This window comes from Methylobacterium sp. R2-1 (genome assembly GCF_014191355.1).
In the GTDB taxonomy this organism is placed as follows: Bacteria; Pseudomonadota; Alphaproteobacteria; order Rhizobiales; family Beijerinckiaceae; genus Methylobacterium.
This window is the reverse complement of record NZ_JACHWM010000003.1, coordinates 105,885-122,455: the sequence shown is the minus strand read 5'-3', so window position 1 is coordinate 122,455 and position 16,571 is coordinate 105,885. Positions and strand designations below refer to the sequence as shown.

General features: G+C 65.2%; 15 protein-coding genes and 1 pseudogene. 8 read left to right on the top strand and 8 right to left on the bottom strand.

What is annotated here, in order from left to right:
• The first annotated feature begins 53 nt into the window (after positions 1-53).
• The 3 genes from FHU13_RS05410 to FHU13_RS05400 all read left to right on the top strand — a co-directional run bounded on the left by FHU13_RS05410 (position 54) and on the right by FHU13_RS05400 (position 5,096).
• On the top strand, positions 54-2,741 hold the full coding sequence (locus FHU13_RS05410; RefSeq protein ID WP_183434863.1) for a nitrate reductase: 2,688 nt from the start codon (positions 54-56) through the stop codon (positions 2,739-2,741).
• 102 nt (positions 2,742-2,843) lie between these two features.
• Complete coding sequence (gene cysG, locus FHU13_RS05405; protein WP_183434862.1) at positions 2,844-4,301, top strand: siroheme synthase CysG; 1,458 nt, start codon at positions 2,844-2,846, stop codon at positions 4,299-4,301.
• Between the two features lie 201 nt (positions 4,302-4,502).
• On the top strand, positions 4,503-5,096 hold the full coding sequence (locus tag FHU13_RS05400) for an SCO family protein (protein ID WP_183434861.1): 594 nt from the start codon (positions 4,503-4,505) through the stop codon (positions 5,094-5,096).
• On the opposite strand, the pseudogene FHU13_RS05395 reads toward FHU13_RS05400, so the two are convergent.
• A pseudogene (locus tag FHU13_RS05395) lies at positions 5,041-6,165 on the bottom strand (glycosyltransferase family 2 protein); the annotation flags it as partial. The gene FHU13_RS05400 and the pseudogene FHU13_RS05395 sit on opposite strands and share 56 nt — an antisense overlap.
• 162 nt (positions 6,166-6,327) lie before the next feature.
• Here FHU13_RS05395 and FHU13_RS05390 point away from each other — a divergent pair.
• The 3 genes from FHU13_RS05390 to FHU13_RS05380 are packed head-to-tail and all read left to right on the top strand — an operon-like array spanning position 6,328 to position 8,081.
• Positions 6,328-6,960 (top strand): hypothetical protein, encoded by a 633-nt coding sequence (locus FHU13_RS05390; RefSeq protein WP_183434860.1) that lies wholly within the window; start codon positions 6,328-6,330, stop codon positions 6,958-6,960.
• On the top strand, positions 6,953-7,204 hold the full coding sequence (locus FHU13_RS05385; protein ID WP_183434859.1) for a hypothetical protein: 252 nt from the start codon (positions 6,953-6,955) through the stop codon (positions 7,202-7,204). Before FHU13_RS05390 ends, FHU13_RS05385 begins: the two co-directional genes overlap by 8 nt.
• 13 nt (positions 7,205-7,217) lie before the next feature.
• Positions 7,218-8,081, top strand: a complete 864-nt coding sequence (locus FHU13_RS05380; RefSeq protein WP_183434858.1) for a hypothetical protein — start codon at positions 7,218-7,220, stop codon at positions 8,079-8,081.
• Positions 8,082-8,090: 9 nt separating this feature from the next.
• On the opposite strand, the gene FHU13_RS05375 is transcribed toward FHU13_RS05380, so the two are convergent.
• Both FHU13_RS05375 and FHU13_RS05370 read right to left on the bottom strand, forming a co-directional pair.
• Complete coding sequence (locus FHU13_RS05375; protein WP_183434857.1) at positions 8,091-8,528, bottom strand: hypothetical protein; 438 nt, start codon at positions 8,526-8,528, stop codon at positions 8,091-8,093.
• Positions 8,528-9,505 (bottom strand): IS1595 family transposase, encoded by a 978-nt coding sequence (locus FHU13_RS05370; protein ID WP_409518478.1) that lies wholly within the window; start codon positions 9,503-9,505, stop codon positions 8,528-8,530. Before FHU13_RS05370 ends, FHU13_RS05375 begins: the two co-directional genes overlap by 1 nt.
• A 113-nt stretch (positions 9,506-9,618) precedes the next feature.
• On the opposite strand from FHU13_RS05370, the gene FHU13_RS05365 reads away from it, so the two are divergent.
• A complete protein-coding gene (locus FHU13_RS05365; RefSeq protein ID WP_183434856.1) occupies positions 9,619-9,876 on the top strand; it encodes a helix-turn-helix transcriptional regulator in 258 nt (85 codons plus the stop codon).
• Here FHU13_RS05365 and FHU13_RS05360 read toward each other — a convergent pair.
• From FHU13_RS05360 to FHU13_RS05350, 3 genes are all read right to left on the bottom strand, one after another.
• A complete protein-coding gene (locus FHU13_RS05360) occupies positions 9,849-10,022 on the bottom strand; it encodes a hypothetical protein (RefSeq protein ID WP_183434855.1) in 174 nt (57 codons plus the stop codon). The two genes, FHU13_RS05365 and FHU13_RS05360, sit on opposite strands and share 28 nt — an antisense overlap.
• Before the next feature lie 252 nt (positions 10,023-10,274).
• On the bottom strand, positions 10,275-11,027 hold the full coding sequence (locus tag FHU13_RS05355; protein WP_183434854.1) for a hypothetical protein: 753 nt from the start codon (positions 11,025-11,027) through the stop codon (positions 10,275-10,277).
• Positions 11,028-11,147: 120 nt separating this feature from the next.
• A complete protein-coding gene (locus tag FHU13_RS05350) occupies positions 11,148-11,891 on the bottom strand; it encodes a hypothetical protein (protein WP_183434853.1) in 744 nt (247 codons plus the stop codon).
• 193 nt (positions 11,892-12,084) lie between these two features.
• Here FHU13_RS05350 and FHU13_RS05345 point away from each other — a divergent pair, with 193 nt between their 5' ends.
• Positions 12,085-13,017: a transporter substrate-binding domain-containing protein gene (locus tag FHU13_RS05345; RefSeq protein WP_183434852.1), complete on the top strand. Its 933-nt coding sequence runs from the start codon at positions 12,085-12,087 to the stop codon at positions 13,015-13,017.
• 433 nt (positions 13,018-13,450) lie between these two features.
• On the opposite strand, the gene cobT is transcribed toward FHU13_RS05345, so the two are convergent.
• The gene (cobT, locus tag FHU13_RS05340; protein WP_183434851.1) at positions 13,451-15,358 is read right to left on the bottom strand and encodes a cobaltochelatase subunit CobT; all 1,908 of its coding nucleotides are present in this window, start codon (positions 15,356-15,358) and stop codon (positions 13,451-13,453) included.
• Between the two features lie 112 nt (positions 15,359-15,470).
• The gene (cobS, locus tag FHU13_RS05335; RefSeq protein WP_183434850.1) at positions 15,471-16,454 is read right to left on the bottom strand and encodes a cobaltochelatase subunit CobS; all 984 of its coding nucleotides are present in this window, start codon (positions 16,452-16,454) and stop codon (positions 15,471-15,473) included.
• Positions 16,455-16,571 lie beyond the last annotated feature (117 nt).

Below are 16,571 nucleotides of genomic sequence, written 5' to 3'. Positions count from 1 at the left end.
TGCGACCCCCGGCGAAACGTCCCTGCGACGAAAAAATCCGCCGAGGATTCGTGATGTCTCAGCCCGCCCCCGATCTCGCCGCGCCTGCGGTGAAGACGACCTGCCCCTATTGCGGTGTCGGCTGCGGCGTGCTCGCGACGCCGGACGGGAAGGGCGGCGTCGCGATCGCCGGCGATCCCGAGCATCCGGCGAATTTCGGCCGTCTCTGCTCGAAGGGCTCGGCGCTCGGCGAGACCGTCGATCTCGCCGACCGGCTGCTCGCTCCGACCGTCGACGGGCAGACCGTGACCTGGGAGGGCGCGCTCGGCACCGTCGCCGGCGGCCTCCGGCGGATCGCCGAGCAGCACGGGCCGGACGCGATCGCCTTCTACCTCTCGGGCCAGATCCTGACGGAGGACTATTACGTCGCCAACAAGCTGGCGAAGGGCTTCCTCGGCACGCCGCATGTCGACACCAATTCGCGGCTGTGCATGTCCTCGGCGGTCGCCGCCCATCGCCGTGCCTTCGGTTCCGACACGGTGCCCGGCTGCTACGAGGATCTCGACGAGGCCGATCTGATCGTGCTCGTCGGCTCCAACGCCGCGTGGTGCCACCCGATCCTGTTCCGCCGCATGGTCGATGCGCGCAAGAACCGCGGCACCAAGATCGTCACGGTCGATCCCCGCCGCACGCAGACCGGCGAGGAGGCTGACCTCCATCTGGGCCTCCGGCCCGGCACCGACACCGCACTGTTCTCCGGCCTGCTCGCCTATCTGGCCGGGCAGGCGAAGCTCGACGGGCGCTTCATCGAGGAGCACACCGCCGGCTTCGAGGGCGCCCTGGAGCGTGCTCGGCAGATCGCGCCGGACGCCGCCGCCACCGCCCGCGCGACGGGTCTCGCGGAAGCCGACGTGCAGGCCTTCTTCGAGATGTTCGCTCGGACGAAGCGGGTCGTGACCGCCTTCAGCCAGGGGGCGAACCAGTCGGCGCAGGGCACCGACAAAGGCAACGCCATCATCAACTGCCACCTCGCCACCGGGCGGATCGGCCAGCCCGGCATGGGCCCGCTCTCGCTCACCGGCCAGCCCAACGCCATGGGCGGGCGCGAGGTCGGGGGGCTCGCCAACATGCTGGCCGCCCACATGCACTTCGCGCCCGAGGAGGTGGACCGGGTGCGCCGCTTCTGGAATGCACCCAACATCATCACCGGCGAGGGAATGAAGGCGGTCGCCCTGTTCGAGGCGATCGAGCGCGGGAAGATCAAGGCACTCTGGGTGATCGGCACCAACCCCGTCGTCTCGATGCCGCGGGCCGACCACATCCGCGAGGCGATCAAGGGGCTCGATCTCTACGTCGTCTCGGAGGCGGTCGCGACCAGCGACAGCGCCCGCGCCACGGCGAAGAAGACCGTCCTGCTGCCGGCGCTCGCCTGGGGCGAGAAGGACGGCACGGTGACGAATTCCGAGCGGCGCATCTCGCGCCAGCGCGCCTTCCTGAAGGCACCGGGACAGGCGCGGGCCGATTGGGCGATCCTCTGCGACGTCGCCCGCCGCCTTGGCCACGGCGAGGCCTTCGCCTACGGTTCGGCCGTCGAGATCTTCCGCGAGCACGCCGCGCTCTCGGCCTTCGAGAACGAGGGCAGCCGCGATTTCGACCTCGGCGGCCTCGCCGAGATCGATCGGCGCGCCTACGACGCCCATCTGCCGATGCAGTGGCCGGTGCCGAAGCGCGGGCCGGACGCGAAGAAGGGCCGCGCCCGCCTCTTCGCCGACGGGCGCTTCTACACCTTCGACCGGCGCGCCCGCTTCGTCGCGGTGCAGCCGCCCGCGCTGGCGCAGCCCGTGACCGCCGAGCGCCCGCTCGTGCTCAACACCGGCCGCATCCGCGACCACTGGCACACCATGACCCGCACGGGCAAAAGCCAACGCCTCTCGGCCCACCGTGCCGTGCCCTTCGTCGAGATCCACCCCGATGACGCGGCCCGCTTCCGCCTGAGCGACGGGGGATTTGCCCGCGTGACCACCGATCTCGGCAGCGCGATCCTCGAAGTGACCGTGACGGACGGCGTTCTGCCGGGCTCGATCTTCGCGCCGATGCACTGGAGCGACATGACCGCCTCGAACGGGCGCGCGGCGGCGCTCGCCCGCGGCATCCCCGATCCGGTCTCGGGCCAGCCCGAACTGAAGGCGACGCCGGCCTCCGTCGAAGCCGTGGCCTACCGCTCCCGCGGCTACCTGCTGACGCGGGACGCCCAGGCAGCCCCCGCCGGCTGGTGGTGGGCGCGGGCGACCGTCTCCGGCGGATCGGGCCTGCTCTTCGCGACCCAGGAGGGCTCGCGGGAAATGGCGCTGTCCGTGCGCGGCCTATTCCCCGGCCACGAGCTGGCCGAGTACGTCGATCACGCCCGCGGGCTCTATCGCTGCGCCGTCTACCGCGACGACCGCCTCGTCGCAGCCCTCGCCGTGGCGCCGGGGGACCGGCGGCCGGACTGGGAACTCGCCAAACAGGTGTTTGCCGCCCCCGACATCGAGGCGATCGACCGGCGCACCCTGCTCTCGGGCCGGGCGGCGACCGCCTCGGCCGGTCCGGTGGTCTGCGCCTGCCACGGCGTCGGCCTCGACGTCATCAACGCCACCATCGCGGCCGGAGCCGGTACGGTCGAGGCGGTGGGCGCGGCCTGCAAGGCGGGAACGAATTGCGGCTCGTGCATTCCCGAGATCCGCAAGCTTCTCTCACCGGCGCTTGCGCGCAGCGCCGCGTAGGGGCACCTTTTACGTCCTTTCCCCCTCTTCACGGGGGAAAAGACCGGCCCTCGTCGAATGCACGACGGCCGGTATCACGAGAAGCGTACGCGAAACATCCTCATGAGCACGCCCCGCCAACCCCGTGAAACCCGCGCCGGCCTCGAGCCGCTGGCGGTGTTGCCCGTGTTCGTGCCGCTGCAGGACAAGCGGGCGGTGCTCGCCGGCTCCAATGGCGGCGCTCCCTGGAAGGTGAAGCTGCTCGCCGCCGCCGGCGCCCGGGTCGATGTCTACGCGGAGGAGCCGAGCGAGGAACTGCGCGGCGTGCCGGCCGAGATCGCCGCCGGATCGGTGACGCTGCACGAGCGGCGCTGGACCCCGGACGACCTGCGGGGCGCGGCCTTCGCCATCGGGGCCATGGAGGATGAGGAGGATTGCATCGCCTTCGTCGCGGCGGCGCGGGCGGCCGGCGCGATCGTCAACGCCGTCGACCGGCCCCACCTGTGCGACGTGAAGTTCGGCGCCATCGTCAACCGCTCGCCGCTCGTCGTCGGCATCTCGACCGAGGGCGCCGCTCCGGTCTTCGGGCAGACCGTGCGGGCACGCATCGAGGCGATGCTGCCGCGCGGCTTCAAGCACTGGGTCGCCGCCGCCCGCGACTGGCGCGAGGCGGTCTCGGCCCGCTTCCACGGCTTTTCCGAGCGGCGCGGCTTCTGGGAGCGCTTCACGGACCGCGCCTTCGCCGAGCCGGACCGGGCGCCGACGGAGGCCGACCTCGTCGACCTGCTGGGTCAAACGGAAGCACTGCCCATGGGCGGCGCGGTGACCCTGGTCGGCGCCGGGCCGGGCGATGCCGAACTGCTGACCCTGAAGGCCCTTCGGGCGCTGCGTAACGCCGATGTGATCCTCTACGACGACCTCGTCGCCCCCGAGATCCTCGACTACGCCCGCCGCGAGGCCCGGACCATGCTGGTGGGCAAGACCGGCCACGGTCCGTCCTGCCGGCAGGACGACATCAACGCGCTGATGGTCTCGCTTGCGAAGTCCGGCAAGCAGGTGGTGCGCCTGAAATCCGGCGACCCGCTCGTCTTCGGTCGGGCCGGCGAGGAGATCGAGGCCTGCGAGGCCGCGGGCATTCCCTGCACCATCGTTCCCGGCGTCAGCGCGGCGCAGGGCGCGGCGGCGGCGCTCGGCGTGTCGTTGACCCATCGGGATGCGGCCCGGCGCCTGCAATTCGTCACCGGCCACGACCGGCGCGGGGCGCTGCCGGAGGATCTGAACTGGGGCGCACTCGCCGACAAAAGCGTCACCACCATCGTCTACATGCCCAAGCGGACACTGCGCGCCCTGTTGGAGCGGGCGGTGGCCGAAGGGCTCGCTCCCGAGACGCCGGCCCTCGTGGTGTTCAATGCCACCCGCGCGAAGCAAGCGACGGTGGCCGGTACCGCCGCCGACCTCGCCGGGCGAATCGAGGCCTCGGACCTCGAAGGACCGGCCCTCTTGATGGTCGGCGAGGCCCTGCGTCGGCACAATGCCCGCGGCGCGGAACAGAGCGTCGAGATCCGGGCGGAAGCCTCCTGAACGTCTTGCACACGCACCGCGAGACCGAAGGCCTTGCGGCGTCGCGCGGGCTTGCAGCATGCCCCGGCTCTGTGATGTGAGGGACGGCGCCCCGACATCCGAGGCTGCCGCGCCTCCGGCGATGCAGCGGATCTCGGGATCTTTCTCGCGCGGCCGGCTCGCCCGTCGGGCCGCTTTCACGAAGACGCCTTCGAGGACCCCATGCGTCGTCCGTCCCGCAGCGTTCTCCTGCCGCTTGCTGCCTTCGTCGCCGGCCTCGTGGCGATCTCGGTCGCCCTGGTGATGACGCTGGTGCCGCAGCATCCGCAGAGCGGCCCGAGCGGCATCGGTGGGCCCTTCACCCTGGTGAACCAGGACGGGGCGACGGTCAGCGAGCGCGACTTCGTCGGCAAGCCCTACCTGATGTTCTTCGGCTTCACCCATTGTCCCGACGTCTGCCCGACCACGCTCCAGCAGATCAGCGACGTGCTGGCGGCGCTCGGGCCCAAGGCGGACGCGCTGAAGGTCGCCTTCGTCAGCGTTGACCCTGAGCGCGACAGACCTGAATCGCTCAAGACCTACCTGTCGAGTTTCGATCCGCGCATCGTCGGCCTCACCGGTAGCCCGGAGCAGGTGGCGGCGACGATCAAGACCTTCCGCGCCTACGCCAAGAAGGTGCCGAGCCAGAACGGCGACTACACGATGGAGCACACCGCCCTCGTCTACCTGATGGACGCCCGCAACGGCTTCGTCGGCGCGGTCAACCTGAACCGTCCGGCAGCGGAGACGGCAGCGGAGCTGTCGAAGCGGATCTGACCGCGGCGGCACCGGACGGGCGTCGCCCGAGCGCCCCTGTACGGGAGGTGCGGGCCAACCCATGCTCGGTCTTGTTCCAGCGATGCGGATCGCGCAGCCACTCGATCATCGCCATCCACGCCGCGAGGCTGACCAGCAGTTGGTAGAACGGCAGCAGGAGGACACAGGGTAGGAGATCGCGCCAGCCCCGCCGCAGACAGCCGGCGAAGCCGGGCAGCCACATCGCCGCGAGCCCGGCGAAGAAGACGGTCCAGGCCGCCGCCCGTGTGAGATGGGCCAGGATTGTGCTGTCCGCTGGGGCGAGGAACAGTTCCCCGAGGCTGCCCGCCATCAGGAACGGGTAGAACAGAGCCGAGACGACGGTGCCGGGCACGAAGGCCAGGGCACACAGGCTCTCCGCCGCCCCAAGACGGCGACAGACGGTAAGCGGGCGACGCCCGTGGGTGAAGCTCGTTTGGAGAAAGCCCTTCATCCAGCGCGCCCGCTGGCGCAGCCATGCCTTCAAACGTTTCGGTGCCTCCTCGTACGTGGAACTCGGCAGATCGCCGACACGGTAGCCCGCCAGCGCCAAGCGAAGACCGAGATCAGCATCCTCAGTGACGTTCCAGGCATCCCAGCCGTGCAGCGAGAGGAGCACGCGCGTCCGGAAATGGGTCGAGGTGCCTCCGAGCGGGATCGGCATCCGCCAAGCGGCGAGCGCCGGGGCCAGCACATCGAACAGGGCGGCGTACTCGATCGCGAACAGGCGGGGCAGAATACCATCCGCCTCGTTGTCGATGACCAGACGCCCCTGCAGGCAGGCGGTCGAGGGGGATTGGGCAAACAGCGTGGCCGCGCGCCGGAGCTGGTCGGGCTCGATCACGTCCTCCGCATCGTAGACGACGAGGTGCTCGCCTCGCGCCAAAGGCAGGGCCGCGTTCAGCGCCCGCGGCTTGGTACGCGGTTGGCCGTCGGGTACCGTCACAACTTCGAACCGGGCCGGCAACGGCACCGAGCGGAGAGCGGCGGCCGTCTCCGTATCGTCGGCCTCCAGCAGGAACTTGATGTCGAGCTTGGCCGCCGGGTAGTCGCGGTATTATGCAGCAACCTCACCCATAAGCGTTCAGGTTGATTGTTTGCCCAGAAATAGTTAAGGCGAGCTTAACCATAATCGCTGAACATTCGCACGCCTCGCCGGTTCCGTGGTCTTAGCCGGCGACCTCAATCTGCCTCCCGATGTGGATACGCCACCATGAAGCCGCTTCTGTCGAATTGGACAATCGTCCTAGCCGGACGGTGGAATATGGAGATCCTCAATCCTGAATGGGTCACTGAGAAAATATTCGGGAAAGAAAATGCAGAAATTGATTTAGTCCTCAACGGTATGCAGGCCAATATAAGATATAGATTTGATAATTTGTCATTTGTTCCGCAGCCGAATAACGTCATATTTTCTGTCAATGACACGGAAGACGCCTCATTGCAGTCGATTGAGGATGCAGCATGTAAGTTGTTGCAGGCGCTGCCGATCACGCCTATAACTGCGCTTGGAATCAATTTTACGTACATAGAAGACGAAACGCCCCTGACAATCGCAAAGCTCTTCAACATTAGCGACTCATCCAAATTAGCGGATTACGGGCTTGCGATCAAAAAGACTCGGATCAGAAGGGAAATCGATTTTGCCGACCGGCAGTTAAATCTAATCATATCTCAGCTTGAGGGAACCGCGTCTCGTATTGCGCTCAACTATCATGTGCCGACAAATGACACCGCCGTCGCTCTTGAGGCCCTTCGCGGCCACACAGTAGGCTTGCGTCATAGATCGGAAGATCTGCTCTCCACTATTTACGATCTTACTGTTCAGGATGATGAAGATGCGTAAGCGTCAAATTGATACAGAAATTGGTATTCCGGAAGGGGCCTCGCGGCCGACGCACATTGTTGTCGAAGCTGGGCGTGTGTCTTCTTTTCCCGAAGAACAAGAAGGAGCTTTATTTGCTTTGACGCTGAGAATAGGAGCTGCACGAAAATTTAGTTTTACATATGACGTTGCTGCGTCTCGCAAGAGGCGAAACAATCTGATTGCGAATGGCCGGATTGTATTTAAGTCAACTGATTGGGAATAAATAGCCTCGTATTATGCATTTCACTTATAGAAAGCCGGACTCAGCCGAAGATTTGCAGCAGGGGGATATATTGGCTCCCACTGCAGAGCTTAAAGCTCTTATAGAAAAATATCATCCTTACTATGCCAATGCTAAATTTACGGGATATCTCGTTGCGACACAGTCTTGCGATCTAGTCCGCCGCAAGGACGGTGTCGGTGCCGAATATATTGGTTTATGCGCCATTAAGCCATTTACTGGCGTGTTGGATCGAGAAATTAAAAAATATCAGTCATCTTTATTAGTCGCGGCGGAGGCGATTGGCAGCCGCAGCAGGGACCGCGTTCTGATGTTCATAGAACGATTACTCAATAATAATCATCCGGAATATTTTTACTTGCACGAAGATCCTGTGCATGGCGTTGCAGAACGCTCATGTGCTTATCTGCGCCTCGCCATCAGCGTTCGATCTGAGCACTATGACGTCTGTTTGTCATCGCGCAGGCTTGCGCTGGAACTGGGGTTTCAGTCGAAACTCGGATGGCTCATAGGGAATCTTTATTCTCGCGTCGGGACCGAAGATTGGGCTCCTAAAAATAAGACGGACAGCGAGTGGAAGAAACTTTTAAATTCGATTTTAGAAGAAAGCGTCGCCGTAATAGATGACAAGAAGGCCGATGCCGCCAAGAAGAAGATCAAGATCGAAGACCTTGATGGCGTACCGAGCGAGGAAATAAGAAACCGAATCAACGCGGTTGCCGTGCGCAACCGCAAGGACGAAGTAATAGAGATTATAATAGACCAGCTTTTGGCCGATGATGTTATAGACAAGGCGTCGTCGGAGAAGGTTAAAGTGCGCCTGACGCAGAATGCGTCGCTCGCATCAGTATTTAAATAAATTAGGTAATTAGACGCTTAGCAACCGCCACACCCGTACATTCTTCTCGCGACCGGCATCGGCAATTCGCCCTTGCCGTACAGCCGTTCCAAGGGATTGAATCAGCCGGTAGGCCACGGCCTTGCGAAGCTGCATGTCGCCCTCGTCCCATCCCTTCATACGGATTACGGCCAGCGCGATCTCCCGCGTGTTGAGAGGCTTGCCTGCCTCCTCAATTGCCTGCCTGCAGAGCTTGAACATCTCTCCATAGGCAAACAGCCGGTTGAGGTGGGCGTAGGCTGGAAAGCGCGTCTGCGTCTCAGGCGATACCTCATAGAGCGCTAGAACGGCCGTAACGCTGGACAAGTCGCGCTCTGCCTTCTCAATCTGCCGGCGCAACTCGGCAATGTGCGCCTCGATCTCGTTGCGCTTGGCTTGAAGCGTGGTGACGATCTGCGGGAGTGCCATTAGGCGGCTCCCTTCGGCAGGTGGTGGCGCTGCCAGTAGCCCTTCCACACATGAGACGGCGGGTGACGGAGCGAAGCGCCCGCAATCATCTGGTACTGCCCGCCGTTGCTGACGCGGCGGTAGTTCTCGCGCCACGCCATCTCAGCGGCGTAGGCGGCGAGGTACGGACCGGCGATGTGGTGGTGAACGCCCATCTCCGACCGACGGAGGCGAGAGAAAAACGACTCGGCTTGGTTGGTGCAGGCTTCGTCGGCGCTGTAGGCGACCTGATGGTTGATGCGATGGGTCTTGAACGACTTGTGCAGCCGATCCCACCCCTTCGCCTCGTCGGCATGGACGACAGAGCCGGAGGCGACGCGCGCCTCAATCGTCTCCACGCTCTCAGCTTCGGTGCGGAAGGTGAAGGTAAGCGCCTTGCCCTTGCGCTCGCGGATCACGACGACGACGCGACGCTTGCCCGTCTGGTTCTCGGCAAGGCGGCGGTCGCGCCGATCCGCCTTCATGTTCTCTGGACGGACGTGCCCGCCGAAATAGGCACCGTCCACCTCTACGGTGCCAGACACGGTAGCGTCGGCTGTCTCAGCCGCCACAGCCTCGCGCAGCTTGTGAGCCATGACGAAGGCCGTCCGGTACTGGACGTTGAGATCGCGGCTGAGTTGGAGCGCGCTGTGCCCTTTGGCGCCGTTCGAGAAAATAGCGATGGCAAGCAGGTGGTCGCGGATCGGCAGCTTGCGGCTGGCGAAGATGGTCCCGCTCGTGACGCTATATTGGTGGCGGCAACCAGCGCACTTGAACAGCTTGCGGGTGGCGATGAAGGAGTGCTTGAGGCAGCCACAGCGCGGGCAGAAGGGGGCACCGTCAGTCTCGGCCCACCGGATCGCCTTGAACGTCTCCCAAGCCGCCTCATCAGTCATCCGCGCGACTTGAGCGAGGCTGAGAGAGCGGGCGGCGCGGGAGAGAAGGAAGTGCTGAGCCACAGCGGCCACCTGAACGTTTTGCGTTGAGGTGATTGTTATGGTGCAGTTGAGCGCACGTCAACTCTTTTAGTCGCCTTGACGCAAAATGCCTCACGCGCTATCTCTTCGGTGCAATGACACCTCAGCACTGCCGCGCAGCTAGAGCTTGGTTGGACTGGTCGCAGGGCGACCTGTCTCAACGCGCCAATATCGGGCTGAGCACGATCCGGCAGTTTGAGAACGGCTTACGCACGCCGATCACCAACAACCTGCTGGCGATGCGGCGTGCCTTTGAGGAAGCCGGGATCGTCTTGAACGATGATCCGGCCGGGATCGCCTTTGTAGGCAACCCCGGCGCTAAGGATCAGAACGGAAGCGGCGAGGCCCCGTGATGCGAGAGGCCGCGCACGATCTTAGAGACCGTGCCGCCGTTGACGCAGAAGTAGAACGCAGCCCGCGACTGGCTCCACCGCAGCACCAGGACGGCGTGGAGGATGTGGCAGGCGGTGGTGTGATCGCAGGGGAACTCGTGAGTCATAGTCGGTCCTTTACGCCATACAGGCGAATTGGAGGGACCGGCTTGAACGAAAGCTCCAGAGATGCGATTTTGAAGCTGCTGGGCCTCGCATTCGGATCTCCCGTCCAAACCGGGTGATTGGCTGCAAGGTTCGACCCGGAGCCGGTGTTACCAGCACCGACTCCGGGTCATCAGGCTCTTCTGGGCCCATGGTTGCCGACCATGACGTTCTCCTCTGTTGGCGCCTTCCGGACGCGGGGTGGGACGGGTAGCTCAGCCGAACACGCCAGAGCGTGCTCCGACTGAGCCGGCATCTGAGCCGTCCGACGCACCACCGTCGGACGGCTCATTCTCTTTAGAGGGCACGCGATATAGCTTGCCCTCCTTGATGATCTTACCATCCCTAATAAGCACGCTAAGCGACTTATAGAATGCGCCAGTGCTTCGCTTCATGCCACTGGCAATAGCGGGGTCGTTGCTCATCAGGTAAGAAAGGATATCTGCGCTTTTGATCGGCCCGCGTTCAGAGATAATGCGCAGAATTGCTGGCCTTATCGATCCGCGGTCATGTTCAGGTGCGGTTGGCGGCTTGGTCTGCCAGGGAAGGCAGTAATAGTCTCCCTTTTTTGTTATCTCACCCCTTCCGATCATCTTGCGCATGGCGTTATAGAGCGCGCCACCGTATGGGCCGACATCTTGCTCAAGGGGATGGCCTTCGAGCCGCTGCATAAGATCAGCTGTCGTCAGCCCGTACTTGGAGTCGCCGAGGATACTCAGAATGGTTGGCGCCCACTTGCGGCCCCGGTTTGGGCCTCCTCCTTCCTCATCGCCCTCGCCATCAACCGCCAAAGCCGCCTTCATCTGAGGCGGCATAAAAAGAGAGGCAGCAGCGAGCTTGGCGTTGAGGGTCTCCAGGCGCTTCGCCAAAGCCTCATGCTCACGAGCCACAGAGTCGCGCTCCTCCTTGAGGCGTAGAACGCTCTCAAGGGTAAGGAGAACAGGACTTTGCGGCTGCGAATCAGGCACGGCAACACCCTCTGGTACCCTCATAAGTACCAACTCTCGCCCCCATGACAAGGGGAAGAGAGATGAGTGGATGAGGAAAGGGCGGGAGGAGAGAGAAACCATCATCTCACCTCAACGTTTTTAGGTGAGGTTGCTGCATAATACCGGGTAGTCGAGCCGCGCCAGCGTCCGCACGAGGCGTGGCACCACCGCCGCCTCCCGGTAGAGGGCGACGAGCACGGTGTAGGTCGGAAGCCTCGCATCGGTGAGGAGCACGGGTCGCGGTCCCCCCAGCTGAGCCACACTCGTGCCGACGGCCGCGAGGCGGAAGGTGAGCAGAGCCAGCATCAGGGCTTGGATCAGCGTCAAAAGGATGAAGCCGATGACGCTGGGAAGGCGCACGAGAGCGACGAGCAGGGCAAGCACGGTGCCCACGAGCGCCAAATCCAACGCCTGCGGTCCCGGACGGCAAGACCAGTCGGGCCTCAGATGCTCCAAGGCTTCGGAGGCCTCGGTGGCAATGCTGTCGCCGTGCCGGGCGAACACCACCTGCCTGAGGCATGTCGGCGTCGTGATGGCGGGCCTGTATTCTAGGCGCGCCGCTGCCCGGATCAGCCGGGCGACCGCTGCGCCGCGCGGGGCGGCGACAACGCGGGCGGCGGAACCGGGAGCCAGCGGCGCGGCGCCGATGACGAGGCTGTGCGGGTAGAGCAGGCCATCGCCCAACCGCATAGAGCCGCCGAGAAACGGGGTTTTGAGGCGTCGGGCCAGTGCCTTATAGAACGCTTCCTCGGAGAGGAGCCCTTCGTTGAGAAGGGCCGTCGCTGCATCCGTCCCGCAGCGGCGGGCGATGGCGCAAGCCCGATTCAGCGTCTTCGGCGACACGCCTTCGTCGGCGAGAAAGGCGATTTCCGCTGGCCAGCCCTTGGAAACCGAGGCTGTAGCTTCGGCCGACCGGGCCGCGATTCCTCCGATCGCGACCGCTCTGGCTTGGATGGGAGGCGTTTCGGTGTCACGGCGATCAGCGAGGTCGAACAGGGGCGGCTCCCCGCAGCCCTATGCCGTGCTAGGGAAAGGTATGGGCTCCGACCTTTCCATGAACGTGTATCGCTCCGCTTCCTCAACCCCTGCGTCAAGATCTCGGCGGATCTTGCTCTCCGCGATTGGTGGCGTCCTGATCAACCTGCTCGCAGGCGTTGCACAGGCACAACAACCGTCGACCACTGCCGCGGCGGAACCGCCCGTCGCGACGATTCCGAATTTCTGGAATCCGCGGGCCCGCGGCGAGCGTGTCGAGGCGCCGCAGACCGGGCGAGCCGTGCGGTTCATGACCGATGACGAGTTCCCGCCGCTGCATTTCGCGGGGCCCGACGGAACGCCGACGGGCTTTGCCGTGGAGCTCGCCCGCGCGGTCTGCGAGCGGCTGGCGATCAGCTGTACGGTGCAGGCACGCCGCTTCGACACCCTGCTCGACGCACTCGCCGACAAGCAGGGAGACGTGGTGGCCGCCGCCGTGCCCCTGACTGCGGGACTGCGCGCGCGCTTCCTGGCGACGCGGCCCTATTTCCGTTGGCCCGCCCGCTTCATCACCCGCAAGGATCGCAGCCTGCCCGCACCATCCGCGGCCACCCTCGCCGGGCGGAATGTCGGCGTCGTTGAGGGCAGCGCCCACGAGGCCTACCTGAAGGCCTATTTTCCCAAGGCGACGCGAAAAACCTTCACCGATCTCTCTGCAGTTGAGAGCGCCCTCAAGCGCGGCGAGGTCGACTACCTGTTCTCCGATGGTCTCAGCCTCGCGCTCTGGCTGAACGGCCAGGAGGCGGAGGGGTGCTGTGCCTATTCCGGCGGCGACTACCTGGAAAATCGCTATTTCGGCGAAGGCATCGGCTTCGTCACCCGCACCGAGGACGCGGCACTGGCCCGCGCCCTCGACGATGCACTGCAGCGGGTGTGGGACGACGGGAAATACGCCGAGCTTTATCTACGGTTTTTTCCGGTCAGTCCGTTCTGACGCGAGCCGGATTGCCCTACCTGCTGTAGCGTGAAGCCGGCACTCCTTGGGGCCCGCACGCCCCGACTGACCTTAAGGCTCGAATGGACCATCGCGAATGCCGAAGCCGTACAGCACCCGACCGGAACAAGCGCGTCGCCGCTTCGGAGAGCCGAGCCCCCCGCAACGCGAGGGCGACCTTTCACTGGAGAGACGGCGGAAGCTCGCGCTGAACCGGTTCACGTATAGCGGCGGATTCGACGGCTACGAAGGCCGCATGATCCTGAGGCCCGAGTTGAGGCGGGGCGGATGCCCTGACGGATCCCGCTGATACTTCCTGCTCGGGCAAGGGTTGGCCTTTGCGCCGGTCTCCGCGGTGGCACCGCCGTTGCGGTCTCGGAAGGCTTTACGAATCCAGCGCCCGGACGGACGGCTCACCTCCCGGACGCAATCGTCAGCGCCGTCCGGCCACGCGCCGCATTCCCCCGCCGCGGGACTGGCCGGCATCCTCCTCGAACAGCTCCGCGAGCTTTTCCGTCATCGCGCCGCCGAGTTCCTCGGCATCGATGATCGTCACGGCGCGGCGATAGTAGCGCGTCACGTCGTGGCCGATGCCGATGGCGAGCAGTTCGACCGGCGAGCGGGTCTCGATCTCTTCGATCATGTAGCGCAGGTGGCGCTCGAGGTAGTTGCCGGGATTGACCGAAAGCGTCGAGTCGTCGACCGGCGCGCCGTCGGAGATCACCATGAGGATTCGGCGCTGCTCGGGCCGCGCGAGCAGGCGCTTGTGGGCCCAGTCCAGCGCTTCGCCGTCGATGTTCTCCTTCAGAAGACCCTCGCGCATCATCAGCCCGAGGTTTTTCCGAGCCCGGCGCCAGGGGGCGTCGGCCGACTTGTAGATGATGTGGCGCAGGTCGTTGAGGCGACCGGGAGAGGGCGGCTTTCCGCCGGCGAGCCACGCCTCGCGGGACTGCCCCCCCTTCCAGGCTCGGGTGGTGAAGCCAAGGATTTCGACCTTCACGCCGCAGCGCTCCAGCGTGCGCGCGAGGATGTCGGCGCAGGTCGCGGCCACGGTGATCGGGCGCCCACGCATCGAACCGGAATTGTCCAGCAGCAGTGTGACCACGGTGTCGCGGAAGTCCGTGTCCTTCTCCTGCTTGAAGGAGAGTGGCTGGAACGGATCGGTTACGACGCGAACGAGACGGGCCGGGTCGAGTTGGCCCTCCTCCAGATCGAAGTCCCAGGCGCGACTCTGCTGCGCCAACAGGCGGCGCTGCAGGCGGTTGGCGAGGCGCCCGACCACCCCCTGGAGGTGGGCGAGCTGCTTGTCGAGATAGCTGCGCAGGCGCGTCAGCTCCTCGGCGTCGCACAGATCCTCGGCCTCGACGATCTCGTCGAAGCGCGGGTTGTAGACCTTGTAATCGGGGCCGGTGCGCTCATTGCCGCGCTGGCTCGGCGGACGCCAGGATTCGGACGCCTCCTCCGACTCCGCGTCTTCGGCTTCCTCCGGCAACTCGCCCGAGGGCGCGTCGGCGGATTCGGTGGCGCCCTCGTCGAGTTCGTCGGTGGCCTCGTCGGTCACCTCGATCTCGGCGCGGTCGCCCTGGCTCTGCTCCTCGGCCTCGCCCTCGCTCGGCTGCTGCTCGTCGTCCTGCGCCTGGTTCTCGTCCTCGTCGCTCTCGTCGTCCTGATCGAGGGGCGTCTCATCCGCCATGTCGAGGGAGGAGAGCAGATCGCGCACCGAGCGGGCGAAGCTGCGCTGATTCTCGATCGTGCCGAGCAGCCCGTCGAGGTTCTTGCCCGCCCGCGCCTCGATATGCTCGCGCCATAAATCGACGATCCGGGCGGCGGCCGGCGGCGGCTTCTGGCCGGTCAGGCGTTCGCGCACCATCAGCGCGATGGCATCCTCCATCGGCGCGTCGGCCCGGTCGGTGATGTTCTCGTACTTTCCGCCACGGTGGTAGCGGTCCTCCAGCATCGCGGTGATGTTGGCCGCCACGCCGTCCAGCCGGCGCGAGCCGATCGCCTCGACGCGAGCTTGCTCGACGGCATCGTAGACCGCCCGGGCGGCGGCATTGTCGGGGGCCAGCCGGCGGTGAACGCTCGCGTCGTGGCAGCCGAGGCGCAGGGCCATCGAGTCGGAGTGCCCGCGCAGGATCGCCGCGTCCTCCGCGGTGATGCGCCGGGTCGGCTCGGGCAGGCGCGCCTTGTCGCCGATCAGCGCCGGCCGATCGCTGGCATAGGTGACGTCGATGTCCGGCCGCTTGGCGATGGCACGCAGGCAACCGGCTACCGAGCGCTTCAGCGGCTCGGCGCCGGGTTCCTTGCGATCGCCGGTCTTGGGACGGTTGGTCAGGGCCATATCTTCGCGGACGCCACCGGACTCGAGTTCGAAGGCCCGGCCGGGGCAGTGCCGCGATACCGGGGAATCAGCGCCGTCCCCAACGCGTGCCAGCGCGGGGACGGCCGCTCGATCAGCTCAGAGCGACGTTCAGCGCGCTCTCGGGCAGCTCCTTGCCGAAGGCGCGCTGGTAGAATTCGGCCACCAGCGGCCGCTCCAGCTCGTCGCACTTGTTGAGGAAGGTCACCCGGAAGGCGAAGCCGATGTCGCGGAAGATGTCGGCGTTCTCGGCCCAGGTGATGACCGTGCGCGGGCTCATCACGGTCGAGAGGTCGCCGTTCATGAAGGCGTTGCGGGTGAGATCGGCCACGCGCACCATCCGGTTCACCGTGTCGCGCCCGCCGTCGCTCCGGTAGTGGGGCGACTTCGAGAGCACGATGTCGACCTCGCGGTCGTGCGGCAGGTAGTTCAGCGTGGTGACGATCGACCAGCGGTCCATCTGGCCCTGGTTGATCTGCTGGGTGCCGTGATAGAGGCCGGACGTGTCGCCCAGGCCCACGGTGTTGGCAGTGGCGAACAGGCGGAAGCCCGGATGCGGGCGGATGACGCGCTTCTGGTCGAGCAGCGTCAGACGGCCGGACAGCTCCAGCACCCGCTGGATCACGAACATCACGTCGGGGCGGCCGGCATCGTACTCGTCGAAGACGAGGGCGACGTTGTTCTGCAGCGCCCAGGGCAGGATGCCGTCCTGGAAGGCGGTGACCTGCTTGCCGTCCTTCAGGACGATGGCGTCCTTGCCGACGAGGTCGATGCGCGAGACGTGGCTGTCGAGGTTGATCCGGATACAGGGCCAGTTCAGCCGCGCCGCGACCTGCTCGATATGCGTCGACTTGCCGGTGCCGTGATAGCCGGTGACCATGACGCGGCGATTGCGGGCGAAGCCCGCCAGGATCGAGAGCGTCGTCTCCCGGTCGAAGATGTAGTCCGGATCGAGATCCGGCACGTGCTCCTCGGGTTCGGAATAGGCCGGCACCTTGAGGTCGAGGTCGATGCCGAACACCTCGCGGACAGAAACCTGGCGGTCGGGCAAGGAAGCGGGCGTATCGTCGGACAGCATACGGAACCTCATCGAGGCGGCCGGGAGCGTGCGTAAGCCCGCGCGACCGCGCATTTTCGTCGTCAACTCACCTGCCGGGCAGCCCGACCGGAAGCGGGCGGATGTCTTCCTTAATCG